General features: G+C 55.3%; 23 protein-coding genes and 2 pseudogenes. 10 read left to right on the forward strand and 15 right to left on the reverse strand.

Annotation, left to right across the window (positions count from 1 at the left end; all coding sequences use genetic code 11):
* Positions 1 to 6: 6 nt before the first annotated feature.
* Positions 7 to 696, forward strand: a complete 690-nt coding sequence (locus AC3WJR_RS18575; RefSeq protein WP_492726912.1) for a response regulator transcription factor — start codon at positions 7 to 9, stop codon at positions 694 to 696.
* A 364-nt stretch (positions 697 to 1,060) separates the two neighbouring features.
* On the opposite strand, the pseudogene AC3WJR_RS18580 reads toward AC3WJR_RS18575, so the two are convergent.
* Positions 1,061 to 1,358: pseudogene (locus tag AC3WJR_RS18580) on the reverse strand (HU family DNA-binding protein).
* A 1,560-nt stretch (positions 1,359 to 2,918) separates the two neighbouring features.
* Complete coding sequence (locus AC3WJR_RS18585) at positions 2,919 to 3,416, reverse strand: GAF domain-containing protein (protein WP_354283615.1); 498 nt, start codon at positions 3,414 to 3,416, stop codon at positions 2,919 to 2,921.
* 278 nt (positions 3,417 to 3,694) lie between these two features.
* Between AC3WJR_RS18585 and AC3WJR_RS18590 the strand changes: the two genes are divergently transcribed.
* Positions 3,695 to 4,255, forward strand: coding sequence for an FxDxF family PEP-CTERM protein (locus AC3WJR_RS18590; RefSeq protein ID WP_354283613.1), 561 nt, complete (start codon positions 3,695 to 3,697; stop codon positions 4,253 to 4,255).
* 258 nt (positions 4,256 to 4,513) lie between these two features.
* On the forward strand, positions 4,514 to 5,080 hold the full coding sequence (locus AC3WJR_RS18595) for an FxDxF family PEP-CTERM protein (RefSeq protein WP_492726915.1): 567 nt from the start codon (positions 4,514 to 4,516) through the stop codon (positions 5,078 to 5,080).
* Positions 5,081 to 5,131: 51 nt separating this feature from the next.
* Here the strand turns inward: AC3WJR_RS18595 and AC3WJR_RS18600 are convergent, their stop codons facing one another.
* The 3 genes from AC3WJR_RS18600 to AC3WJR_RS18610 all read right to left on the reverse strand — a co-directional run bounded on the left by AC3WJR_RS18600 (position 5,132) and on the right by AC3WJR_RS18610 (position 7,700).
* Complete coding sequence (locus AC3WJR_RS18600) at positions 5,132 to 5,941, reverse strand: N-acyl amino acid synthase FeeM domain-containing protein (protein ID WP_492726916.1); 810 nt, start codon at positions 5,939 to 5,941, stop codon at positions 5,132 to 5,134.
* Positions 5,942 to 6,575: 634 nt separating this feature from the next.
* Positions 6,576 to 7,076: a Ros/MucR family transcriptional regulator gene (locus tag AC3WJR_RS18605; protein ID WP_492726918.1), complete on the reverse strand. Its 501-nt coding sequence runs from the start codon at positions 7,074 to 7,076 to the stop codon at positions 6,576 to 6,578.
* A gap of 117 nt (positions 7,077 to 7,193) precedes the next feature.
* Complete coding sequence (locus AC3WJR_RS18610; protein ID WP_492726920.1) at positions 7,194 to 7,700, reverse strand: GAF domain-containing protein; 507 nt, start codon at positions 7,698 to 7,700, stop codon at positions 7,194 to 7,196.
* 179 nt (positions 7,701 to 7,879) lie between these two features.
* On the opposite strand from AC3WJR_RS18610, the gene AC3WJR_RS18615 reads away from it, so the two are divergent.
* A complete protein-coding gene (locus AC3WJR_RS18615) occupies positions 7,880 to 8,083 on the forward strand; it encodes a DUF5818 domain-containing protein (RefSeq protein ID WP_492726921.1) in 204 nt (67 codons plus the stop codon).
* A 92-nt stretch (positions 8,084 to 8,175) separates the two neighbouring features.
* Positions 8,176 to 8,664: a hypothetical protein gene (locus tag AC3WJR_RS18620; RefSeq protein WP_492726923.1), complete on the forward strand. Its 489-nt coding sequence runs from the start codon at positions 8,176 to 8,178 to the stop codon at positions 8,662 to 8,664.
* 165 nt (positions 8,665 to 8,829) lie between these two features.
* On the opposite strand, the gene AC3WJR_RS18625 is transcribed toward AC3WJR_RS18620, so the two are convergent.
* The gene (locus tag AC3WJR_RS18625) at positions 8,830 to 9,105 is read right to left on the reverse strand and encodes a hypothetical protein (RefSeq protein WP_492726924.1); all 276 of its coding nucleotides are present in this window, start codon (positions 9,103 to 9,105) and stop codon (positions 8,830 to 8,832) included.
* A 410-nt stretch (positions 9,106 to 9,515) separates the two neighbouring features.
* Between AC3WJR_RS18625 and AC3WJR_RS18630 the strand changes: the two genes are divergently transcribed.
* Positions 9,516 to 10,502, forward strand: coding sequence for an SGNH/GDSL hydrolase family protein (locus AC3WJR_RS18630; protein ID WP_492726926.1), 987 nt, complete (start codon positions 9,516 to 9,518; stop codon positions 10,500 to 10,502).
* 71 nt (positions 10,503 to 10,573) lie between these two features.
* Here AC3WJR_RS18630 and AC3WJR_RS18635 read toward each other — a convergent pair whose 3' ends face one another.
* Both AC3WJR_RS18635 and AC3WJR_RS18640 read right to left on the reverse strand, forming a co-directional pair.
* Positions 10,574 to 10,828 carry a DUF6894 family protein gene (locus tag AC3WJR_RS18635; RefSeq protein WP_492726928.1) on the reverse strand — a complete coding sequence of 85 codons (255 nt, stop codon included), beginning with the start codon at positions 10,826 to 10,828 and terminating at the stop codon, positions 10,574 to 10,576.
* Between the two features lie 259 nt (positions 10,829 to 11,087).
* Positions 11,088 to 11,189 (reverse strand): hypothetical protein, encoded by a 102-nt coding sequence (locus AC3WJR_RS18640; protein WP_492726929.1) that lies wholly within the window; start codon positions 11,187 to 11,189, stop codon positions 11,088 to 11,090.
* A gap of 158 nt (positions 11,190 to 11,347) precedes the next feature.
* Between AC3WJR_RS18640 and AC3WJR_RS18645 the strand changes: the two are divergent.
* Positions 11,348 to 11,680 (forward strand): annotated as a pseudogene (locus AC3WJR_RS18645) (integrase core domain-containing protein); the annotation flags it as partial.
* A gap of 170 nt (positions 11,681 to 11,850) precedes the next feature.
* On the opposite strand, the gene AC3WJR_RS18650 reads toward AC3WJR_RS18645, so the two are convergent.
* Positions 11,851 to 13,695, reverse strand: a complete 1,845-nt coding sequence (locus AC3WJR_RS18650; protein WP_492726930.1) for a pilus assembly protein TadG-related protein — start codon at positions 13,693 to 13,695, stop codon at positions 11,851 to 11,853.
* Positions 13,696 to 14,268: 573 nt separating this feature from the next.
* Here AC3WJR_RS18650 and AC3WJR_RS18655 point away from each other — a divergent pair.
* Together AC3WJR_RS18655 and AC3WJR_RS18660 are read left to right on the forward strand one after the other, a co-directional pair.
* Positions 14,269 to 14,742: an META domain-containing protein gene (locus AC3WJR_RS18655; RefSeq protein ID WP_492726932.1), complete on the forward strand. Its 474-nt coding sequence runs from the start codon at positions 14,269 to 14,271 to the stop codon at positions 14,740 to 14,742.
* A gap of 120 nt (positions 14,743 to 14,862) precedes the next feature.
* Entirely contained in the window at positions 14,863 to 15,240 is a 378-nt protein-coding gene (locus tag AC3WJR_RS18660; RefSeq protein WP_492726933.1) for a hypothetical protein, read from the forward strand.
* Positions 15,241 to 15,588: 348 nt separating this feature from the next.
* On the opposite strand, the gene AC3WJR_RS18665 is transcribed toward AC3WJR_RS18660, so the two are convergent.
* The 4 genes from AC3WJR_RS18665 to AC3WJR_RS18680 form a co-directional block, all read right to left on the reverse strand.
* The gene (locus tag AC3WJR_RS18665; RefSeq protein WP_492726935.1) at positions 15,589 to 16,086 is read right to left on the reverse strand and encodes a hypothetical protein; all 498 of its coding nucleotides are present in this window, start codon (positions 16,084 to 16,086) and stop codon (positions 15,589 to 15,591) included.
* Between the two features lie 293 nt (positions 16,087 to 16,379).
* Complete coding sequence (locus tag AC3WJR_RS18670) at positions 16,380 to 17,186, reverse strand: hypothetical protein (RefSeq protein WP_492726937.1); 807 nt, start codon at positions 17,184 to 17,186, stop codon at positions 16,380 to 16,382.
* 172 nt (positions 17,187 to 17,358) lie between these two features.
* Complete coding sequence (locus AC3WJR_RS18675; protein WP_492726938.1) at positions 17,359 to 17,931, reverse strand: hypothetical protein; 573 nt, start codon at positions 17,929 to 17,931, stop codon at positions 17,359 to 17,361.
* Positions 17,932 to 17,966: 35 nt separating this feature from the next.
* Positions 17,967 to 18,680 (reverse strand): CPBP family intramembrane glutamic endopeptidase, BDIM_20840 family, encoded by a 714-nt coding sequence (locus AC3WJR_RS18680; RefSeq protein WP_492726940.1) that lies wholly within the window; start codon positions 18,678 to 18,680, stop codon positions 17,967 to 17,969.
* 201 nt (positions 18,681 to 18,881) lie between these two features.
* Here AC3WJR_RS18680 and AC3WJR_RS18685 point away from each other — a divergent pair, with 201 nt between their 5' ends.
* On the forward strand, positions 18,882 to 19,277 hold the full coding sequence (locus tag AC3WJR_RS18685; protein ID WP_492726941.1) for a hypothetical protein: 396 nt from the start codon (positions 18,882 to 18,884) through the stop codon (positions 19,275 to 19,277).
* 1,711 nt (positions 19,278 to 20,988) lie between these two features.
* On the opposite strand, the gene AC3WJR_RS18690 is transcribed toward AC3WJR_RS18685, so the two are convergent.
* A complete protein-coding gene (locus tag AC3WJR_RS18690) occupies positions 20,989 to 21,327 on the reverse strand; it encodes a hypothetical protein (protein ID WP_492726942.1) in 339 nt (112 codons plus the stop codon).
* A gap of 496 nt (positions 21,328 to 21,823) precedes the next feature.
* Positions 21,824 to 22,231: a carboxymuconolactone decarboxylase family protein gene (locus AC3WJR_RS18695; RefSeq protein WP_492726944.1), complete on the reverse strand. Its 408-nt coding sequence runs from the start codon at positions 22,229 to 22,231 to the stop codon at positions 21,824 to 21,826.
* Positions 22,232 to 22,313 lie beyond the last annotated feature (82 nt).

The following is a 22,313-nucleotide window of genomic DNA, read 5'->3' on the forward strand; positions in this document are numbered from 1 at the left end:
ACGGCAATGCGGATTTTAGTAATTGAGGACCGTTCAGCCGCCCTAACAACGCTTCTTTCCGTGGCTCTGAACGCGCATACGACATGCTCTGGTGAAGAAGGCGTAGAGCTCGGAAAACTGTATGAGTTTGACATCATTCTCCTAGACCATTCTCTCCCGGACATCACGGGTTTTGAGGTTTTGAGAAGGCTTCGGTTGAGCCATGTAACGACGCCGGTTTTGATGCTCTCTGATGCTAGTGGCGTGCAGCACAAGGTTCGTGCGTTCAATCTCGGCGCGGACGACTATGTTACACGGCCCTTTCACCCTGCTGAACTTCTGGCGCGCATCCATGCTGTGGTCCGTCGCTCGCAAGGACACAGCCACTCCGTCGTTCACGTCGGCAAGATTGCAGTCGATCTTAATACTAAAACAGTTTCTATCGCTGGCACACCCCTTTTCCTCACTGCCAAAGAGTACGCCGTTTTAGAACTACTCGCGCTACGCAGGGGAGCAACACTTACTAAAGAGGTGTTCCTGAATCTGTACGGCGGTATGGAAGAGCCTGAGGTGAAAATCATCAATGTGTACATCTACAAACTCAGAAAGAAACTGAGCCAAGCCTGCGATGGAGACGAATATATCGGCACGGTACGTGGCAGGGGCTACTTTCTGGCCGTCCCAGAAGCCGACGCAGTAGTGGCACTTGCGGCTTGAGTAAGTGACACAGAAAAGTTCACCCGCACAATGATGACAACCAACGTAGCGGGTGAACCTTCCGTCAATCAGGCAGCTTACTGCGTAGATAAGCCGCATGAACACCCTGCATTTATGGTTAACGACCGTCAACCAGTTTATTGATTCGGCACATAAGGTGGAGGCCTTCAGTAGCCTTTGAGGCTGATGCACAATGGCCTATCACCGATCTTCCGGTTTTTAGGTTCTGCGTCCAATGTCGACGGTTAGAAGGTGATATCTATGGTGTCCAGTTCACAGCCATACGTCAGTTGAGCGCATCGTTGTCGCGTCGTTTGGCCTATCTAGCGGTATATGGTCGAGGATGGGGTACTAGGGTTAGCGGTTAGTCGTCTTGATCAGACTTCTTGCGCACCAGTTTTCTGACCTCTTTTCCCGGCCTAAAAAACGGCACTCGTTTCGCCCCTACCTCTACTTGCGTGTTTGTTTTTTGGGTTTCGCCCAGTGCGGCGATCTCGGCTTCTCGTTTCGAAAACGCCAAACCCCCGGATTTCTACCCGTCCTCCTCTGATCAATTGTGTTTCAATTATTTCAAAGAATGCCAGAACGATCGTCTCGACGCGTTTTGGCGACAGACTTGGGTTGTTGACTGCGATAAAGTTAATAAGATCAGATCGCTTCATAGTCTGCCCCCGGCCAGGGTTCGCTATAGGACGTATGACGTAGCCGCACGAGATTGAACAGGCTCCATGCACTGGTTCGTACAGTTTAGCGCCACAGATTGCACCGGGTTAGCAACGGACAAGGGCATTTGTCTCAAACCAAAAAACTCAGCTGTTATGGCGTGCCGGCCTGCACACCACACAAAATCATCTAGGGTCCCATCCTACATATTTAGGCGTATCGGGTGACTAGTCGTTTTGAGGAGATCGAACCAAAACCGGACGAATGGCTATTTTTCGAGCTGACAGCCACGAACTCGTCGGTTGCAACTGAGGAATTTATATCTGACCGCCCGGCCATGAAAATTGTGTGCATAGTGGTTGGCGTGTTGGCATTGGTTCTCGCTGGAAGTCCCTTAGAACGCTGGCTTCGATCTGATAATCTGACAGCTACTGCGGTTATAGATGGATTACATCGGTGCGGCATCAGTTCAAACAGAATATCCTGAGCGATCAGCCCAAACAAAACGTTAGTACTGCGAAGGGCTTCTGCTCTCACGCCAACCCTACCTATCCAACAGGCCGCCTGTTTCATGCATTGGACTGATAAACGTCGCATCAAGGTCGACTTTATCAGCTGATAGAGCCTTTAACCAGCAAAGCAGTTAACGGCGTTCTTTCGGTCCGCTGGTAAGCGTTTTCAGATTGGGTTTTCAGACAAGACGCAGAGCTTTAAGACCTATGAACGATCAACTGCATCATCAGGGTCGTCCCATACGAAACGCTGCTCTACCTCGTTACCTTCCCCAAGGTGTACCTCGTAGCCTTTACCGGCTTCCATACATCGTATCTGGGCGACGATCGACGTTGGGTATATCCCCAGCACATGCCACGGCACCATTCGTATGACGCCCCAACCTACGGTTTCTGTTGTCACTCGTTTCTCCATAACAACCGGACGACCGGCCGCAGTTTATGCTTTGCTATCGTTTCCCTCACTGACCGGTCTCCATGAGGTCGCCAAACGATCTACTCGCGGTCACAAATGGTGGTCAGCGATTCCAAATCTGAGTTCCGTTCGGCAGGACTGGCACCTCACCCCCCTGGTAGATCGCCGCATATTCGCAAACCCGGTGTGACACGGCATGGCGACACCCCAACGACCTGTGCTTGAACCATTTTTGGCAGTTTTTTTACAGGTAGAGAGATTTCTGAGCTGCCCTATCAGATAGATGAACAATGGCATGATGTTTGCAACAGTTCCTGGTCGATGCGTCTCAGAGTCACCGGAGCCGGAAAGTGCGGAATACAATCACCTCCATGCCGTTCGCTGGTCAGCAATGAAGAGGACGACTGGATGGGCTGTAGTAAGGCTGGTGCCCTGGCACTTGCTTGGCATCTTCCCCACATCCGCTGAGGCACGTATAAGGTGTCTCGAAGCCGGTCCCAAATATGTGGTACACTTTGGCGAAGGCAATGTGGAAGAAAACGACTTTTCGTGGATCGATCCCGGGGTCAAATAGCCATCACGGGCGCCTTTCCTAGCATGCGACCTTGTTATGCTGGCAGGCTCGTGCCAATTTATCCGTTCAAAATGCGTTCCGCTTGCCGCGCAAGGCGTCCAAGTGCCGACATATCTGGCGCCACCTCGCGTGGGGATGTGTCGACGACGCATAAGGCACCGAGCGCGTAACCGGACCTGCTGATGAGAGGGATCCCGGCGTAAAAGCGAACGTAAGGTGCGCCAATTATCATTGGTAAGCCCGCCGAGCGTGTATCAAGTGTCGTATCAAGAATGATGAGAGGCTCGCCCGGACGGAGAAGAGCTTTGGCACAGATTGACTCGGAACGTAGCGTTTCGGTGGCATTGATACCTACGCGCGCTGCGATCCACTGACGATCGCGATCAATAATTGATATCGCCCCGATTGCTGTGTCTGCAGATGCCGTTGCGTGCTCGACGATAGCCTGCAAAACCGATTCACGTTCTGCAGTCGTTCGTCTTATAGCGTCTACCGCAATCTGCCGATGTCGTTCGTAGTCGGACCGAATAGGCTGAATTGCTTGGTTTTCTATCATGTCATTGGACGGATAAGAGCTCGTGCCGAATGGGCACTACGGTACCTCGCGTTAAAGGGCGGTCTCTCGTCTTATCGTTACCCTATGCATTACGAGGCAACTCAGCAATAAGATGCATACGCCTTCGGAACTCTACCGCCATCTTAGTGCTGGCGGTAACGCCTCAAACTGTCAGTATGCCTTACAACCCGCCCACCTTACACGCCCCAGTTTGGCACAATTCCGCCGTTGGCGCATTCCTTGCAATGTATGCGGTATCATCCAAAGGAGGTATCAATATGCGTACCAAGCTTCTCTCCGCCGTCGCAGCAGTTGCGCTGGTCTCGATCGCAAACGTCGCACCGGCGTCGGCAGCAGTCTTCCCAGTTGGCACGACGACGCCTGGCGTTGGCTCGTTCCAGGCAGCACCAGGACCGAATGGCACGTTCAACGGCGCTATCAATCGTGTTGGCCTTGGTGAAGGCTCGTTCACTGACACGTTCACGTTCACGCTCCCGGCCGCTGGTTTCGGCAGCGGTTCGGTAATCAGCTCGAACGTTGGTGGCAGCACGGCTCTCACCTTCTCGTCAGTGACGTTCAATGGGACCTCGCTGGCCATCGACATGGCAGGCAACCTCACATTCGCTGGCGTCAACAATGTGCCGATCTTCGCAAACCAGCTCAATACTCTGGTCGTTTCGGGTATCTCGGCAGGTGGCGCATCGTACGGTGGCAATCTGACGTTCGTTCCCGGTGCCGTTCCTGAGACTGCAACGTGGATGATGATGCTCGCCGGCTTCGGCCTGATGGGTGCAGGCCTGCGCTACCGTCGTCGTAGCGCGACGGTGTCGTTCGCATAATCACATAAAACAGTTGATGCCGCCGGCGGAAGTCGGCGGCATTCTACCTGACGCGATGAGTTTGGTAGGTGGATTAAGGTCGGTGATACGACAGCGTCTAAGGTCGGTGATACGACAGCGTCTACGCCTACTGGGCAAGCCTGGAATTCTGTCGCTTGAGTTTACAGCGTCATGGTTAAATTAACGTAAATCGTCGATAATTGGCCATTGGCACGCTCCTTGCTGATGAAGGGAAACCTATCAATCAGGAGTGCCTTGATGCGTACCAAGTTCCTTTCCGCCGTCGCCGCTGTTGCAGTCATCGCAATCGCAAACGTTGCACCTGCTTCGGCAGCTGTGTTCCCCGTTGGCACCACGACGCCTGGCGTTGGCTCTTTTCAGGCTGCAATGGGCCCGAACGGCACGTACAACGGCGCAATCTCGCGCGTTGGCATCGGTGCTGGCACGTTCAGCGACACCTTCACCTTCACCCTCCCGGCAACTGGCCTCGGCAGCGGTTCGGTGATCAGCTCGACCGTTCTGATGAACGGCGTGACCTCGCTGACCTTCTCGAAGGTCACGTTCAACGGGATGGACCTCACCATCGGCGCGCTGGGCAATCTCGTATTCGCTGGTGGCGATGCTCTTCCGGTTGCAGCAGGCCAGCTGAACACCCTCATGGTTTCGGGTACGTCGCAGGGCGGCGCTTCGTATGGCGGCAACCTGACCTTTATCCCGTCGGCAGTTCCTGAGACCGCCACGTGGATGATGATGCTGGCCGGCTTCGGCATGATGGGCGCAGGCTTGCGCTATCGTCGTCGTAGCTCGACTGTCGCTTTCGCATAAGCGAAACGCAGTAAATGCCGCCGGTGAAAACCGGCGGCATTTTTTTGTTTGTCACAAATCCGTCAGGTAGATCTTTACCAGCGCGTTGCCGTCCATCTTGCGCTGGATAGCCTCGTCCGAAGTCAGCTCCTCGGCCAGCTCGAGCGCATCGTCACGCGAGAAAAATAGCGAGTATAGCGACCGTTGAGCCTTGTCTGACGTCGCGTTTACCGCAGCCATTTCAATGCGGGGGCGAATGCTTGCGATTTCCAGCCACATAAGCTGCGACGGTGCGGCAACGCTCTCGTTGGTGCGTGGTGCACCAATTGGCTTGAAGCCCAACATTGCCTCGTAGAAGCGGCGATGCCGCGGATTGACCTCGATAAACAGGTCGGTGCAGCGATGGTGGTGGTATCCGTAGATGAAGACGATGTGAAACAGCGCTGCTAGCAAAGGCTTGGACGGCAAACTCGTCTCAAACGCCAGGCGGCTTAGTTCACAAATCTTTCGGCCTTCGGCGTTACGGAACGCATCAAGTTCTTCTGCGAAGATTTTGTCCGCTGCCAGTCCGACATCGGAGTCGACCACGAGCGTGACTGTCCCAAGTACCTCGGACTGCGCGGACGCAGTAAAGGTTGCACTGGCACGGTGCGATGGCAGCGCATGATGGTTGCCATATCCGCGCCAGGCGTAACGCTTGTTGATAAGCGAGCACGCCGTTTCACGTCGATCACTTGTGTCAGCGAGCTCGATGTCCACAGCTTGGCTGAATATGCCTGGGACAAGTTTAGCGCGCTGTTCGTCTGGAAGACGATCTCCAAACCCTGGTTTGGCCTGCCCCATTGCTGCGGCAGAGAAACGAGCTTCAGGTTGAATAAACACCACAAACCCCCGGAAAAGTACAGCGCGCGTCGCTGATCACGGACTTTGTCTGAGGTATGGGGCCATAAGAACGGATTGATGGATTGCCTTACCAGACAATCCACCTTGCTCATTCATGGTTAACGAGTACCAGCACTGTAGGCCGCCATGTCGGTCAGCCGTGCTATTTGTAAGATTAACGTGTTACAATCGCCGCGAATCTAGCGGACCATCATCAAAACGGACGAGGTCCAAAACGCAGGACTTAGTGGAACGTCAAAACGCTTCGATCGGCATGCTGATAACTGACAAATGAGTCAGCAATAGTTGGATCGCTGTAACATGCACCATCCAACCATGCCATGAAGCGGACTTCATCCGCCCTGACCATCGCGTCTGCGATCAAAGGTTCAGCGTTGGTCGCTGCGAACCCAGCCTCAAAGGTTTCGGCCAGTTCGTCGAGGTATCGATCACATAGCATAGTGTGGCAACGATACGGTTATGCCGCTTGTTCCAACCGGGGCTAAGTTTGCAGAACATTGCACAAATATCACAGATATGCCCCAATCGAGCCTTGGCGATCGTCGGTGCCAAAGCCTGCTACCATGCATCCCTCGCGTATGGCGAACGTGGTGACCACGTTCGCCGCGCAGCGTTAGTCAGTCGAGGCGGACTTTGCCGGCCGACCGCGCTTTGGCGCGTCCGCGGAGGTCTGCGGCTTTGCCGCGACTTTCTGCCCAGGCTTACGGCCAAGGCCAATCTTTTTGGCCATTTCGCGGCGCATTTCCGAGTAGGCAGGCGCCGTCATTGGGTAGTCAGCCTTCAATCCGTAGCGGGCACGGTACTCGTTCGCTGTGAGACCATTGGTCGAAAGGTGCCGCGTCAACGTTTTATACGGCTTGCCGTCGATCATCGAGATGATGACATCCGGGTTGGCCAAGGACTTTCGCGCCGTGACGGCCGCAGTATATTGGGTAGCGCTTTCCTCATCCACCGAACTCTCGACTGGCGCGCCGGTAAGGCCGTTAACTGCGTCGTACATCGACTTCAAGAATGTCGGAACATCCTCAGCTGCAACCCGCGTGTTGGCATTGGAAAGCCACGCCATTGTCAATTCCGCGGCAAGCTCCACAGTGTTATCGGTCTCTTCTGACATAAAATCTCCTTCGGGCGGCCATCTAAGTTCAGGGCCTTTAACCGATCCTGAACGTACGCTAAATGACATAAAGTTTAATATTTAGACCAGTTACGCGCATGATGCGCATCCTACTCATCAACTCTTCCTAATGATTTTTTGCATCGCATCTACAGCGCACGTGCGCAAAAAGTCTTGGTCTTCAATATTCCAGTTAAGCTTTGGTTGGCAAGAGGTGACGCACATTGCCCCAACGAGATACCCTTGTTCGTCCCTCATCCCCGCAGCCGCGTAAAAGTCTATGTCTCCACTTTCGACCAATGGATAGGAAGCGAAGCAGACATCATTTTTTGCACTTGGGACATAAAGTGCGTCTGCGTCAGCCTGTATCATATGGCTTACAAATGATGTGGATCGGTTAAAAACACCGGGGCGCACACGGTCCTGCGCAATGACGAAAATGTTGTAATGGCTCACAGCGCAAACCATTGCTGTTTCGGCGCGACAATGGATACGCGCGCGTCGCGCCAGGTCCATAAGCGTGGGATCGCCGACCGCATTTAATATGCCGGATGCCTCCGTTGCCTTTTGACGCTCGGCCTCGTTAGCGGGCATGCCAGCCGAACTGTAGGAGATGATGTTCATTGTGCGGGCTTGTTCACATTAGGTTGAGCAGTTCGCTAGTATGAGAAACTTTGCTGGTGGCTGAACACCCACACAAAGGATGACTTGTCCTGAAAACGTACGGCTGCTCGACGAAGCTATCAGATGTTTCAGAGAAAATTCGAGCATGACGACTGCAAAAATTGACTACGAAAATAGGCATGATGGCAACCGGCGAACGGATCGATGAAACAGGAACACTTATCCAAGCTGGAGGGATAATGTTTCTCCGGCGGGACCATGGCGGCCGTTACCAGCTTGAGTTGCACCGTTTACCCGTCAACCTCCTTCAACAGCGGGTCCGTTTGGTTGGTACGTTGGTTGGCCCGATGCTGGTAAATGCCGAGCGGGTAGCGTTGGCCTGATCAGTGGTTGGGCTTTGAGCGGCCGGCCGCAAATCCGATTCAGCTCGACTCATACCGATTGTCAGAATCGCGCCGCTGGCGATCATGCCGCCATGGGACACATCATCACGCATGCTTGCGGCCACGGCCAAATTCACCACCTCGCCGGCTATGCTCGGCAACAGGAACAGAAGGCCAAGTGGTTGGAAACCACGCGTTGCCGAGAGTGCTTTATTGCCGACAAACAAGCCGTTCAGGCGGAAGCGGCCGCACGCGACGTTGCAGCTGTAGCCCATCTTACACTACCAGCGCTCAGCGGCAGTGACCGCCAGATTACCTGGGCGACATCCCTGCGCGCGGCTCGCCTCCTAGCTATGACATCGCACGAGGCTGATGACGTCACCTTGAGTGCATTAGTCAGCCACCTGACGGATGCAAAGTGGTGGATCGATGGCCGCGGTCTAACCGACATCGAATGGCTCGAGCAAGCCAAGCAAATCGCTGCCGCAAGGGTTCCGGTCTCCTACGGACGTGAAACGATCCCTGCCCTACCAGTACAGGAAGCACATCGGGTGGCCCTTCCACCACATTTTGCAAATTAGCGTTAGCTGCGAGGCAGGCACTGATTGCGCAATTGCCTACAAAGGCGGGCCGCGACCAGTTGGAGTATGGAAATGCGCGACCCTGGCCACCCTGTTACCCGAGAAGGTCATGAGTGGTTACACGATCCCTATGCCAACGTGAACTTGCCGCCAACAGTTATTGCGTCAAAGGCTGCCGGGATGCGCGACAACGTTAGAGACGGAGACGATCTGCGACGGATCAAGAGCCGCATCGATCATCACATTCCAATTTACAGCGGCTACTTTCCAGTCAAACTGTGGAACTGCTAGCATTTCTAGACTGGGCTCGCGCATGGCCTCGAGGACAAGCCGCGCCGTCTTTTCATATGCCCGCCACATCGGCTTGCCCTGACAAACCGCTTTCTCTGATTGGCCTGCCGCCTTACACAAAGTACGAGCAACGCGTTCGATCATCCCCATATGCGCTCTCTGAAACGAAACACCTCGGGCCCTGTTTTTATCAGCAAGGCGAGCAAGAAGAGATCGGGCCGCCGTTCGGAATACTACCGTAGCAACAGCCCTGGCCGCCCTGATCGCCGGGGTGGGTGACTTGGACGGTTGGGAAGATAGTACATTCACAAATAGCGCTGACAAGAGAAAGCTCCAGCAGACGCCACTGCTGGTTTAGAAGCGGCCCTAGGGTTCGCACTGCTGCTGCCCAATAACAAGGGCGTCGCGTCCAACGCCAGCGCTTAACGTCGAGCGTGACAAATTACCGACAGTCCCAACGAGATCGATGCAGCACTGCCACTGCACGCTATGCAAACCTTCGATTTTCAACCATCGCGTTAACCATAAGGTCAACCGGTTAAAAATCAGGAGTTAGGCAGATGGCAATGAAGTGGGCGTTCGCAGTTGGTATCCTGGGTATCCTCGCAGCCAGCCCCGCCTCTGCCGGTCGAGCAACCGAGCGCTTCACGTCGCTGACGGTGTTCGGCGACAGCCTGGTTGACGCCGGAAACCTGTTTATCGCGAACGGCGGTACCCGCCCTGATCCAGCTCTTGGGTACTTCGAGCACCGCTTCACCAACGGCTATGACTACCCCGACCTGCTGTCGGTCGATCTGTTTGGAAAGCCGACCACCCCGTCTCTGGCGGGCGGCAACAATTATGCATTTGGTGGCGCTCGGATCGTCGATACCGGCGATAGCATCCCTGACCTGCAAGCGCAGATCAACGCTTTCAAGCTATCCCCACAAGGCATCGACGCAAACGGTCTGTATGTCCTAAATTTTGGCGGCAACGACGTCTTTGGTGCAAAAGGGGTGTTTGGCCCGATAGGCGCGACCGGGTCATACCCGGATATCAGCAGCTATCTGCAGGCAGCTGCCCAGCAATACGTAGGCGGGATCCAGGAGCTCAACAACCTCGGCGCTCGAAACATCCTGTTCACCGACTTCCCTATGGCAGGCGATCCGCTGACGATCGAAGCTAATGGCTACCTCGCCACCGCACTCAAAGGCCTGACGCTGAGCGCGGGCACGGATCTGTTCCAATACAGTCTTAACGATCTCAACCAGCGCGCCCTCACCGATCCGGCTTCGCTCGATCTCCCTCCGCTACGCTTCGACACCAACTGTGTTGCAGCGGGCGCGCAAGCGACCGGATGCGCAGGCTTCTTCTCGTTTGACGGAGTACATGTAACAGCCGCTGTGCAAGCCGCCGGCTACAAAGACATGGACCGCAAGTTTGGGCTGACGATGGCACAGGCGGTACCAGAGCCCCAAAGCTGGGTCATCATGCTGATGGGATTTGGGGTCATCGGCGCGGCACTGCGTTACCGACCGAAAAAGGCGCTACGTCTAATCGCTGACTAGAAGCATGGTCATGCCGATCGGCCTATCCGCCCGGTCCGATCGGCACCCCTTCTACGTATTACATAAAACAATTATAAGTCAGCAGAGTTCTTTAGCCGCTTAGCGTGCCGTGAAGTGACTGTCGCCACGATAACATGGAAAAGCTCATTATGAGCCTCGTCTTCGACGTTTACCCGCCAATGGCCATCGTCGGCGAAACCGGGATGGTCAATGAGATATGCACCTAAGTATCTGACTGCCTCATTACGCGCATCCGACAGAGAGTTGCATTCGAATGTCTTGTACGCTTTCTCGCGTCCAGCAAAACTAAATATGTAAGAGGGCATTACAAACTCATCACAGATATAATTATCACAGAGTGGCTACTCACGAGCAACCTAAAGTCTGATGGCCCCCTACACCTACGGCGTCAAGGCGAGGAGTTTCTCACGGTCCCCAAGCGAGGGAAGGGATTGAGTACCCTAAGATCAGACTGGTGCCGATACAGCCTACGACTCATCCAAGGTTGCATCTCAAAAAGTGCCGCAGGCCTTTTAGCTAGACCAAGGGCGCTGAACGTGGGTTAGGCTAAAATCAGCAAATACATCACTGAGCCGAGGCAGCGCGTGTGGCACGGGCGATCGCGGTCACGCGCTTGACCTGGGCAATGCTGCAACCCGCCAACTCTGCAGTCTTGGCAATACTCATGCCTGCATCTCGCAGGCCGATGATGCGCTAGATCCGGCTTTTGCCCGATGTAGCGCTCTGCTCGCTTCGCGAGTTCGATCCCGTCGCGTTGCCGCTCACGGCGAATTTCGTGACCATCGCAAGCAGTTCGAAGGGCAACACGCACAAACCGAGTCACAGGGCGACCGTTCCGCGTCCTCAACATCGTCGACGATGTGACGCGCGAATGCCTGCGGGCCTTGCTCGATACGTCGATCTCGGGCAAGCGAGTGGTGCATAAGCTGGCCGTTCTCATCGCCGAGCGCGGCGATCGCCAGCGACAACCGAACCGAGCTCACCTCGAACGCAGTGCGGCGCAGAACGAGTTCGTAGAAAGCATCAACGGTAGCATAAGCGACGAACTGCCCAACGAGACGCTGTTCTTCACAATCCGTCAAGCGCGCTCGATCCCCGCACACTGGGTCGATGATTACAAAATCAAGCGACCGCACTCCTCGATAGTCTACACCACACAGCGGCGTTCGCTGCCGAACTCGCAAAGCAACGGGCGGGTTTAAATCCGCCCGTTGCCTTACACGCGCGCCGTCGCAACAACAGCGGTCAGCCTCTGGTTGCCGCTTGATGAACGCAGTGGTTAGTCAGATAAACCCAACTAGTCATCGGCGGTGCTACTGTCGTTTTTCTATTTTGATATTCTTAAGCTTGCCACTTGGCTTGCTATTCTCTGGAATGCAGTTTGCAAGGCGCCACTATCAGCAGCGTAGTAAGCCTGTCCAGGCGATGCGCATGCACTCAATTGGCTATTAAGCGTTTTTCCAAAAGCGACGACAAAGACAGTGATGTTTTTGCTTTTTGCGACTTGGCATTCAGCAACAAATCGAGAGTTGTGGTAACTGGTCATAGTACCCCCGTCTGGAGAGTCATTTCCTACAATCCGACGATCATAGCGCTCTATACCATACAGCCCATAATCGTTTGGATCAGTTTCGAGAGCACCATCCGTCATAAATACGATATAGCGGTTCGGCGGCTGTCGTCCTGGCCATGCACTGGTATCATCGGCGAACAACCCCGTAGGCGATATCAGACGAAGCCCCCATATCATCCCTGCATCATGGTACGTGTTTCCTTGCGCTTTGAAATCGTCCGCGTTTACGTACCCGGCGACGTCACCCCGCGACATGACTGCAAGTCGTTGAGCGCGTTTTGGGCATGAGTATGCGTTTTGTGCGTTTGTTTGGTACAGCAGCATGCTCGTATAGTCTGTACTTTTTGGCGTGGTGTCTGACGCCATAACATCCCCATACGGGTTCGTTCCGTTTCCCGTAAAGTCGACATTATCCGGGTTGTTACCGCGATAATAGACGACGTCAGGCCATAACGGTCGCCACTTTGTATCGTCAGTGTTTGGTACGGTATCGGGATCCAAGTCGGGGGGTACATTACCTGTGTCAAACGAGCTCGAAGACCGCGTTGACCTTTCTTCTATGCAGCCTTGCCATTTTGATGGTGGACCCGCGACGCGGGTGGGGTCTGCTACGCTAACGCCGGTTTTAAACACGCTAACATCATAAGTCCATTGCTGGTATCTCCACACCGGTATCACGGTATCTCTGTTCAACGTACAACTCCCCCCGTTGGCAGGTGACCACACCGGGGTTACAGCGGAGGCCGTTCCGTCCTCAGCGTATGCATAGACCTTTCCATTCGTCCCGTCAGGACGAGTGATCGTTTTTACTGCTGGGTTACGACTGTAGTTTGCCATGCAACTGCTTTGTGACATGGCGCCGGCGTTAGAGGAGGAGTTGGTTTTTAAAACTTTGTCTCCCACCGCCTGACGTGATTGGTAAGCCCAACTGTTAACCATGTGCGACGGCTGTAACAGATAGCCGACGTTTGCGGTCATAGTGTACGGCACAAATCCATAACGAATATGTGTCGACGAGTCTGCAGTGTCCGCCATGGTGTCATAAAATGACAATACCGCGCTTCTAAGTGCGGCAATCTTTGAGCCGGACTTTTCCTGATTTGCATAAGCGACGGTGCCATCTACGCTCCGCGTGTACTTATAACGCGTAGGGCCGCAACCATTTACGTCTGCAGGAGCACACGCCATAGACCCAGTTGTGTCCAAAACGAACATAATGTCGGTATCGGCTACGTCATATCGTGCTTGACAGGTGACCACGAGCGTTTGAGTAGTTTGCCCAAACATAGTCGTAATGGTCATTGGAACGTCGGCAGTTGCCTTACCTGCAACCTGAAAGTCGCTTGTTACGCTAGGAGTGAATGCGACATTCTGCGTTCCGAACCACCCTGTCCGAAAGTTGTTCTTAAAGAAAGATTGTGCCTGTCCGTTTTCAGAGGTGTCGATCGTGTTATTTGTCATCGACTTTCTACCGGCAAGAACGCCAGCGTCACAAGCCTGCTGCAGACGCGTCTTCACAGTATAGAGTCTTGCAATGTCCACCGCAGAACCAGCAAGGGCTGCAAGCGGGATCATGAACGCTGCCATCATCGCCAGCACATTCCCTCGCCTGTCGCGAGCTAGACGTGTCAGAAAGCCAGCGCAGGGGACCGCTCGAAAAGGATTACATTGCATTCACTAAGTCCAGACACATTCGAGCGATCAACCGCCGACATTGCCTGTCCATGCCAAAACGCTGTTAACGGAATGTTCCCCTGGCGAGGTTATTTACCCGTAGAATGGGTTACACGCTAGCGGCGCAACGCGTCAGCAGCATAGTCCGCTTTCCCGATGAATACCGCCCTACCCCGCCCCCCCCTCTCCCCCCGCCCCCCCTTCTATATGCTCAACTTCCGCCGGTACGTTTTAGGTATATCCTTAGCGCACCTCTGTAGGCCAGTCCTCTTTACGTCAGCAGATGACGCATAAAATCCTTGCCGATTTTTTCGTCAGGTCCGGCTGAAGTGTTAGCCAACGAGGACCATACGGCACCCATTCAAACGGCACCGTTGAAGTTACGAGCAGGGCTAAGGAGGAGCCGTGCCGGAGGAGAAGCAGCCCTTCTGCTATCGCCCAATAAACGTCGTTCAGGCGCGCCTATCAAAGGTTCGAAAGCCGACGTAGGATGTGCCTATGAAGATCGCTGCCCTGATGATCGGATCTGGCACGCTGCTAACGGCAGGCGTGGCTTTGGCAAACTTGCCGGTGCAGAACGCTGGATCAGTCGTGCAGAAATGGAGCCTGCAGCAATTCGAAGGTCGGTCCGTCAAGCACGCCAATCCGGAGGCTGTCACTCTTCGGTTCCTGGCCAATAACAAGATCGTTGGAACCGCTGCTTGCAACGATGTTGGCGGCGATAAATTAACTTGGTCTGCCGATCTTGCGGGCACGAAAGGCGCATTCGGTCGCAATCAGGCGGGAGCGACAATCATCACGACTGCCGGCTGTGCAAACGCATCTTCGATGAGGACGGGAAGCCAGTTCTGGACGCGAATGAGTGGCGCGCATGATTGGTCTTTGAGGGGAAAAGCCCTCACGATCAAATTAGCTGACGGCGCAACTGCCGTGCTGGTGCAAAAAACCGACGCTGACACCAACCGCAAGTAGCCTTTCTGCATTCGCCCAGTTGCGGACATTCTGACTTGCTGCCGCGATCCTGATGGGGGACACAAAGGGCGACGCTGAGGTGGACCGAAGAAGACCATGAGACCGTTCATTATAACAGCGGTGGCCCTGACCATCGCGGCGATCTTTTTGGTGTCACGCCTTTGGAATCCGGTCGAGCTTGGTCCTGATCTCGCCAACCCCGAGAAGTTTTTCGGCTGCTATGGCTCACAGGCCGAAAAGGTCACTGTGAATAGCACTGATGTGGCTGTCCCATCTCGAGGTCAGAACACCAAGGTAAAGAGATATTTGATGCGCAAACGCGACGCGGTCGTCAGCACGGTCAACGACTTGCGGCTCGATGCTAGTGGCAAGAGCCTATCTGTGGGTAACGCGGACACGGGATTCTTTTACAAGTTTGATAGCGATGCGAAGCCTACGGCAATTATCATTCCCGATGATAGCGGTGTTGAGAGAGTGCTTCCGCGCGTTCGCTGCTGAGCGTCTGCTTACAATTCTTGCCGTTCAGACCCTTCGCGTGCGTTCATCGCACCTAAAAGCCGGCAAGCAGCTATCGGGTGGGAGAGTTGCCAGTCCGCCAACGCCCCATTTTCAGCCGACATTAGCCGCGTCCCACAATTCTGTAACCGGCGGTACGTTTATCGTCTGAGAGCCGCTGCCGATTGCCGAGATCCAATTGTACAGTATGGCGTGCCTCGTCCTTCGTTCGGCCGGCGCGGCAATGGCGAACACGAGCAAAGCGGCCACGACCGGCGGAAGCAACGCACTTGAATTCTCAACATAGTGGCCGGGTTGTCAATCACGCGGTGCTCGCTGGACCCATGCGCGCTATCGCTGCCGGACGATCACCATCAGGCCGCCATCCGCTTTGATCGTCTTGGACTTGCCCGACTCAAGCGGAAACGTCTCATTGAACGACACCGCCCGACTGTTGCCGCGACAGTCGGTGCTGTCCGGCCTACGTTCCCATGTCGCGCGGGCTGAAACAAGCGCTGCGGGGGCATCGCGCATCGATAGATTGATCGACAACCTTTCGCGCATGGTGCTGTCATAGCCCCGCTCAGAGAAAGCACATTGTTCGGGCGGTGCATCGGACTGGCGGCGGTCGAGTGACGCGCCGTTCTGCGTCGAGACACGCATCTGCCCCGACCACAAAAGCTGGTCGCCACCGCGCACCTCAACGTCGAAGATCGCGGACCTGACCTGATCGCGCGGGGAGTTGCTGCGCGAAGAATTACCATAAGACGGTGTGGCAACCAGAACAGGCGGCGGCTGCGTCGCGCTGCCGGCTTGCGCCGCGATGATCCACAAAAATGACGTCAACATCCGCTACCTCACTAAGTTGTGACTTACGGCGACATCATGAACCCTAATCGGTAAGCAACCATTACCGTAGGCGTCGGCGGGCCGGGTGACGTCCGCTTTCCACTAAATCACGGCGTTTTGTGCGCTGCTAGACCCGTGACCGTTCCCAAAGGCCGACTGGCGGCTATTGGGCGGAAAGGTGGACGGTCCGGAAACGCCCAATTATGGTTGATCACTCATTAACGTCAAACCTCAAAAGCAGACGTTCTTGGCACCGCAATGTAGACAGAGATCTGCGGTTTAAAGTAGCCGAACTACTGAGCAGGTTTTGGAGAGATCGCCGGGACGGCCGCTGTCACCGGAGCACCCAGATCGTAGGTGACGTCGAACCGCCGATCGGTTTGGTGTTCCCAGGTGAGACTGGGTGGGTGCGGCGGACCCGAGCCGTCATCATAGATGTGACAGCCGTCTCGGCGACACATCCATGAGGTACCTCCCGGTGATGTTACCCCTATCGAAATCCTTTGCGCATCTGGAAGCAAAAAGGCCGCGGGCTTAACAATTTCGTAGGGTCCCATTTGGAGAGGTGTACGCGATGCGTGGACATTGCCGACCAGGATCAGCATCAGCCCCTTTGATTCTTTGGATATTGTCTTCAATCGCTTGGCCATTACGACATTGCGATCACGAGTGTCTGACCCGTCCGCCGCCTTATCAAAAGCCTTTAGCGCGGACACCTTCCCTAACGTGTGGAGTACGCGTAGCCTCTCGAACATTCGTAAAAAGGCAACGCTCGTCAAGCCAGCTTGGTCTTTGTAGCGCCAAGCCGGAGCCGACAGCAGCGCAGCTTTGGCGTGCTCGCCGCCATCGGAAGCTAGCCATGCATCCAAAAGAGCTTGGGTTTCGACCGGCCATTCGATGACGACTGTGACCGGCCCGCGCTTCTCGGCCGCTAGGCAAACCAGATTTGTAAAAGCGTCCGGCATTTCGTTGGTACCGTGCATTTCGCCCAAGAACACCCAGCGGGTTGTGGACGATGCCCAAAGGGTGTCGGCGTCTTTCAATGGTGTACAAGCTGGCGCAGCTGCCAACATCAAAGCGATCAACGATACAATCGTCACCAGTCGGCGCTCCCAGAGACATTTGCACTAACAGCTAATCCGAGCCAATAGCAGCTATTGTAATTTTGTGATACAAAACTGCCCGGTCGTTTCTCACTACATCCGGCATGCAAAATTAAAGGTATCGCATCTAGTATCACATGACTTGCGCCCATCTGTTAGGGAATTCCGATTACCGCTTGGGTACAAATATCTCCGTTTTGCCATCAGCCCCATTACGAAAAATTGGAGCGGCGCTGCCGCCCAAAACCGCAACCATGTCATGCTTCAAAGTCGCGGTATCAGGCATTCCTATGTAATATCGCCACCCAGTGAAGTCGGTTTTGGTCACCGTGGCGAGGAGGTAGCCTTCGACAGTGGCCGACTTACCCTCTTTCGATGCACTGATCGCCTTTATGATGTCCGTCACCGGGATGATCTGAGCGATGGGATCACCCTTCCGAGCCGGCTTGGCCGACCGTTGTCGACCAGCCTTGTCATCACCGTATAGCTCGTATGACGCCGCGCCGGCAGTGAACTGGCCCAAGTCGCATGATGGGTTTTTCCTTGCCGCACTCGAATAGTCGATGTGCATCAGCTTTGGCAGCAAGCTCATAGAGGCTACGATGTTTGCGTCTGCTTGAACTGTCAAATCGATTGATTTTGCGACAGCTCCAGCATCAGACGATACGGTGCACTCGGCAAAGGCGGGGCTCGCGTTGACAAAAATTGCTACAGCCGCGGACACGGCCAATCGATTACGCACAAGCGGTCCCCCTAAAGTTCTTGTGAGTAGCACTGCTAGGCGATCAGTGAAAATGAGTTGCCGAAATTATGGAGAACGACCGGCAAGAGCAAACTTCCCGTCCGCAAGCGCAGAAAGACGGCGAAGAAGGATGGGATTGCCGTTAGGGCCATCGTCATAGCATCGAAGGAAAAGCTGCCGTGCGAGAAACCGAACGCGTGTGCCATTCCGAACAGGATACATGACATAACAGCTCCCCAGCCCCAATCGACCCCGAGGAACCTTTTCCTGCCGATGAAAGCCTGATTAAGCGCAAACAGTAGGATACCGCGGTAGAAAGGTTCCTCCTCGAGGCCCGGCATGGTGAGCTGGAAGGCAACCTCCTCGCTGCTGGATCCGCCGCCTTGAAAGGCGATGGCGATGGCGACAAAGAAGGCACAATAGAGCGCTGCGACAGGCAATGCAGCCTTCAGGCTTGCCCGCTCCTGCACGGTCGTGAGACCGACGCGGCGGAAGCCGAAAGCCGGCAACGCAGCGATGGTGAGCGTTGCGGTCAGCGCCAAGGCCTTGCCTTGCCAGTTCCACTCTCCGCTAATCAGATCGGGCAGCAATTTGTACATGCGTGTTAGAAGGGCATCGTTCACCGCTACAAGCAGCGCCGCGAAAAGTAACCAGCGTGGGCAGAAACGTTGTCGATCGACGCATCCCACCAACACTCCCAAAGTGAGGAGAATCGCCAGCGTTCCGCCCAAGGCAATCAGTCCATTCACGCACTCAACCCCGTCAAACTAACGAAGGCTGACGCATGTACCGTTCGTGATCAACCGCTTCCTAAAGGCGCGCTCCGACGCCTAGGTCCGCTTTCCACCACAACTCAACATGGTCGACGCGGAGGAGCCAATTGACGCAACCGCGCGTTATGGCAGTATTGCTTCGGCCTAAATCAAGACTCCAATGCCAAAGGAGAAATCATGCTGCCGATCCTGCTTGCCGCGGCTGCTGCCGCGAATACGCCGACCGTAGTGCCGAGCCGTGGAATCGACGCACCCTACCCCAACGTTGCCGAAGGCATCGTCTACGTTCCCACTCCGGTCAGTATTTCATCGGACATGATGCATCGCAAGCGAATGATCGCGCTCCGTACCGAAGCACTAGACCTGCAGGCCCGTGACGGAGGTACGCTGACTGCAAGCCACAAGGACCTGCTGCAGCGGAAGCTCGATCGGATCCAACTGCGCTTCGCCGAAATGCGCCGTCGCGCAGATATCTTCTCAGTCGATGCCACGGGTCAAGCGATGTACACCGCATATACCCGCCCGAAGGTCGTCTATCCACCCAACACCGGACGGACCGGCGTCGCGAATTGAGCCGCATTCCACTTAGGTGGACTGACCGCTAACGTCCAATTGCGGTCATTCGGCGTCGGGCGTAACATCCAACCATGTTCGATAAGCTGATCACCCAAGAGGTTTGGCGCCTTGCACTGCTCGCAGTTGTGGGTGGCACGGCTATAGGCCTGCTGCCAAGATCCCGCGTCCGTTTTGTACTGTTTTGGATATGGGCGCTGACCCCACTGGCCGTAGCAGCGGCCGCACTTGGCGTTACAGAGGCTAGCCAACTAGGATCCAGCTTATCGTTCGTCGGCTTTTTTGTGCTCGCGTCGCTGTTGCCGTGGGCTGGACTGACGCTACTGCCCTACCATTTGGTGCGCCGGTTGCGTCAGCGGCAGTTCGGCGTAGGCCCTCGGAACGGCAGCTAACCACCAGGTCGCGACGTTTAGGCCCTGCTGTCGTGGCAACCGTTCTTCAAAGCCGACCGGCTTTCCCGCCCCATAGCGGTCGGTCGGCTTTCCAGCGCGATGGACGCTCGCGAAGGGGCTAATCGGCAATAGGTGGTGGAAAGCGGAACGCCCGCTTTCTTACCTTGGAACGCGAAATTTAACGGCCAAAGATTGCTTATCCGTTGGTCCTGACAGACCGGGTTAAGTCAGCTTGACGATTGCTTGCGAAGCAGTCGATTAAGCTCTCGCTTGTATCTCTGACAGGTCGGCGTGAGATGCCCCTGTTTCTCTTCACTCAAGCATCTAGACTGCAACGGTTTGTCGGTACGATATTGTTGATCAGTGAGATATCTACCCATATCATAAGCGGCCGGATTGCTAACGCTTGTGCTTTGAGCAGTAGCGTTAGGTACAAGCCCCACCAAAAAAGCAGCGCCTACGGGGGCAATAAACTTCCTCACCATCATGTTTCTCCTATTGCTCGCTTCTGATAACGCAGGAGCTATCCGAAAGGGCCATCCATTCTCAGTAAGTCCTTGGTTGTAAACCGCGCAGGCTTCTTGACGACGTTATCGTCGCGCGATCTGTCGCTCTCGAGTAGCCGCTCGACGCCGCGGAACAGCAACTTGTGGGCGTTTCCGGCCTGTCCGCTTTCCGACGGGCTAGTTGCCGGCACACGCAGCTTAACTGCTTAGGTCGGCGCCCGACCCGCTTGTGCGCGGTCCATATTCCCGTATCGTCAAGAAAACGAATGAGAGGGTAATTCGTGAAGTTAGTGTATCTTGCCGCGCTTGTCGCGGGGGCGGCAACCGGTGCCCAGGCGCAGGCTTTGGACGCCGACCCGTCGGTGCGATACGGTCGGGACACGCGTGAAACGACAGGCACTTTCAGCGAGCAAAAGTCACTGCGGACGCGGTGCGTCGCCGAAGAGCGAGGCGGGCGCCATCTCTCTTCAACCTGTGCACAGTATAAGGCAGACCTCAATCGATTGCTGCGGCGTCAAGCCAGGAAGTAGATCCGTGATTGCGGCCTCTGCACGATTTGCGGCCGGATCGCCCACCGCTGTAATTGCAGCACTCGTTGTCACTGTTTGTCATCGCTAAATAGCATGCCCTAACGGATAGGTTTGGGCGTTTCCGGTCCGTCAGATTTACCGCCCGAAAGCTGCCAGTCAGCTTTCAGGAACGGTCGGAGCGGATGAACGTCGCGACTTGGTGGAATGCAGCCTGACCACTTTGGGCGGTATCAATGGGGAACGGACAGGCAGTTTTCGGCGGTGGATGGATGGAGAGCAGACATCAAGTTGGTGTCAGGAACGCCCGATAGATCGCATATCCCCACGAGACAGCGAGTAGAAAGTATGCCGCATACACCAAGCTGGCGGACGGTGCGTCGATCCAGTTCAACGATCCATAAGCTATTGCGACCGTGGCGCAGATCAGGATGCCGGGCAGCATCATTCCGGAGAACAATCGGCGTGCACCGGGGAGGAGGCAGGCCAGCGGAACGAGCGCCAACGGGAGAGCCATGGCCGCAAACTCACTCACTCCCAGAAGGTCAAGAACGAGAACGAAAACGCCATACAGAACGAGCACGCCTGCCAAGCCGAGTTTGTTAGTCCAGTAACGAGCAAGCATGATCGTCCCGTCCTAAGTCGCATCCATTGCCGTAAGGAACCTTAACGGTCGGCGGCTTTCGGGCAAGAGACGGTGAAGGACGAACGGCAAGCTTTGGGCGCTTCCGGTCCGTCCGCTTTCCCGACGAATACCGCCCTACCCCGCCCCCCTCTCCTGCCGCCCCCCCCCTTCTATACGCTCAACTTCCGCCGGTACGTTTTAGGTATGCCCTTAGCTCACCGCCTCAGGCTGGTCTGTTTTACGTTAAAAAAACGGCGTATCGAATTTTAGTCAATTTGCTCGCCTAGTCCGGCTGAAGCCCTAACCAAACAGGACCATACGGCACCCATTCAAACAGCACCGCTGAAGCTGCATTCGGAGGGCGGTACATTGAACGGACTTAGATACGCTAAGCCCCAGCAGGTTGGCTTAGGCGTCACAAAACACCTGTTTGTCGCGCATCCATGATGGCGACAGGGTTTTCCGTCATCTCTAGGGTCGGCGCATCTTCCAAGAGCTAGTCGGCAATGCTGGCTTTGGCCGCAAACACTTCTTTAGCTGCAAACAAACCGTTGAGTGCGGCAGGGAACCCGGCATAGACTGCCATCTGCATGAGGATCTCCGTGACCTCATCGCGTGTAAGCCCGACGTTCAATCCCGCCTCAATGTGCACTTTCAGCTGTGGGGCGGCGTTTCCCATGGCAGCCAGTGCGGCGATCGTCGCGATCTCCCGATCACGCGGGTTCAGGCCAGGCCGCGAATAGATGTCGCCGAATGGAAACTCGATCAGATAGGTTGCAAAATCCGGCGCAATATCGGCAAGGGCCGCAACGACATTCTGGCCGGTCTCACCATCGATGGCGGCAAGTACGCGCTTCCCGCGTTCCAACCGGCTTTCACTGCCCTGCGTGTGCGGCTCTGTCATAGTTTCGTCCTGTTGTGTGGGAACTTAGTCCGGCCAGGTGGTGTGGGTCGACGCGGCAGGCATACAGTGTGCCGATACCAGC

It is taken from the genome of Sphingomonas sp. FW306-05-A (genome assembly GCF_058782275.1).

Bases quoted from the DNA above. Each gene is read 5' to 3' on its own strand.
- AC3WJR_RS18575 (WP_492726912.1), top strand. From the start codon at position 7: ATGCGGATTTTAGTAATTGAGGACCGTTCAGCCGCCCTAACAACGCTT.
- AC3WJR_RS18585 (WP_354283615.1), bottom strand. From the start codon at position 3,416: ATGATAGAAAACCAAGCAATTCAGCCTATTCGGTCCGACTACGAACGA.
- AC3WJR_RS18590 (WP_354283613.1), top strand. From the start codon at position 3,695: ATGCGTACCAAGCTTCTCTCCGCCGTCGCAGCAGTTGCGCTGGTCTCG.
- AC3WJR_RS18595 (WP_492726915.1), top strand. From the start codon at position 4,514: ATGCGTACCAAGTTCCTTTCCGCCGTCGCCGCTGTTGCAGTCATCGCA.
- AC3WJR_RS18605 (WP_492726918.1), bottom strand. From the start codon at position 7,076: ATGTCAGAAGAGACCGATAACACTGTGGAGCTTGCCGCGGAATTGACA.
- AC3WJR_RS18610 (WP_492726920.1), bottom strand. From the start codon at position 7,700: ATGAACATCATCTCCTACAGTTCGGCTGGCATGCCCGCTAACGAGGCC.
- AC3WJR_RS18615 (WP_492726921.1), top strand. From the start codon at position 7,880: ATGATGGCAACCGGCGAACGGATCGATGAAACAGGAACACTTATCCAA.
- AC3WJR_RS18620 (WP_492726923.1), top strand. From the start codon at position 8,176: ATGGGACACATCATCACGCATGCTTGCGGCCACGGCCAAATTCACCAC.
- AC3WJR_RS18625 (WP_492726924.1), bottom strand. From the start codon at position 9,105: ATGGGGATGATCGAACGCGTTGCTCGTACTTTGTGTAAGGCGGCAGGC.
- AC3WJR_RS18630 (WP_492726926.1), top strand. From the start codon at position 9,516: ATGGCAATGAAGTGGGCGTTCGCAGTTGGTATCCTGGGTATCCTCGCA.
- AC3WJR_RS18635 (WP_492726928.1), bottom strand. From the start codon at position 10,828: ATGCCCTCTTACATATTTAGTTTTGCTGGACGCGAGAAAGCGTACAAG.
- AC3WJR_RS18640 (WP_492726929.1), bottom strand. From the start codon at position 11,189: ATGAGTATTGCCAAGACTGCAGAGTTGGCGGGTTGCAGCATTGCCCAG.
- AC3WJR_RS18655 (WP_492726932.1), top strand. From the start codon at position 14,269: ATGAAGATCGCTGCCCTGATGATCGGATCTGGCACGCTGCTAACGGCA.
- AC3WJR_RS18665 (WP_492726935.1), bottom strand. From the start codon at position 16,086: ATGTTGACGTCATTTTTGTGGATCATCGCGGCGCAAGCCGGCAGCGCG.
- AC3WJR_RS18685 (WP_492726941.1), top strand. From the start codon at position 18,882: ATGCTGCCGATCCTGCTTGCCGCGGCTGCTGCCGCGAATACGCCGACC.
- AC3WJR_RS18690 (WP_492726942.1), bottom strand. From the start codon at position 21,327: ATGCTTGCTCGTTACTGGACTAACAAACTCGGCTTGGCAGGCGTGCTC.
- AC3WJR_RS18695 (WP_492726944.1), bottom strand. From the start codon at position 22,231: ATGACAGAGCCGCACACGCAGGGCAGTGAAAGCCGGTTGGAACGCGGG.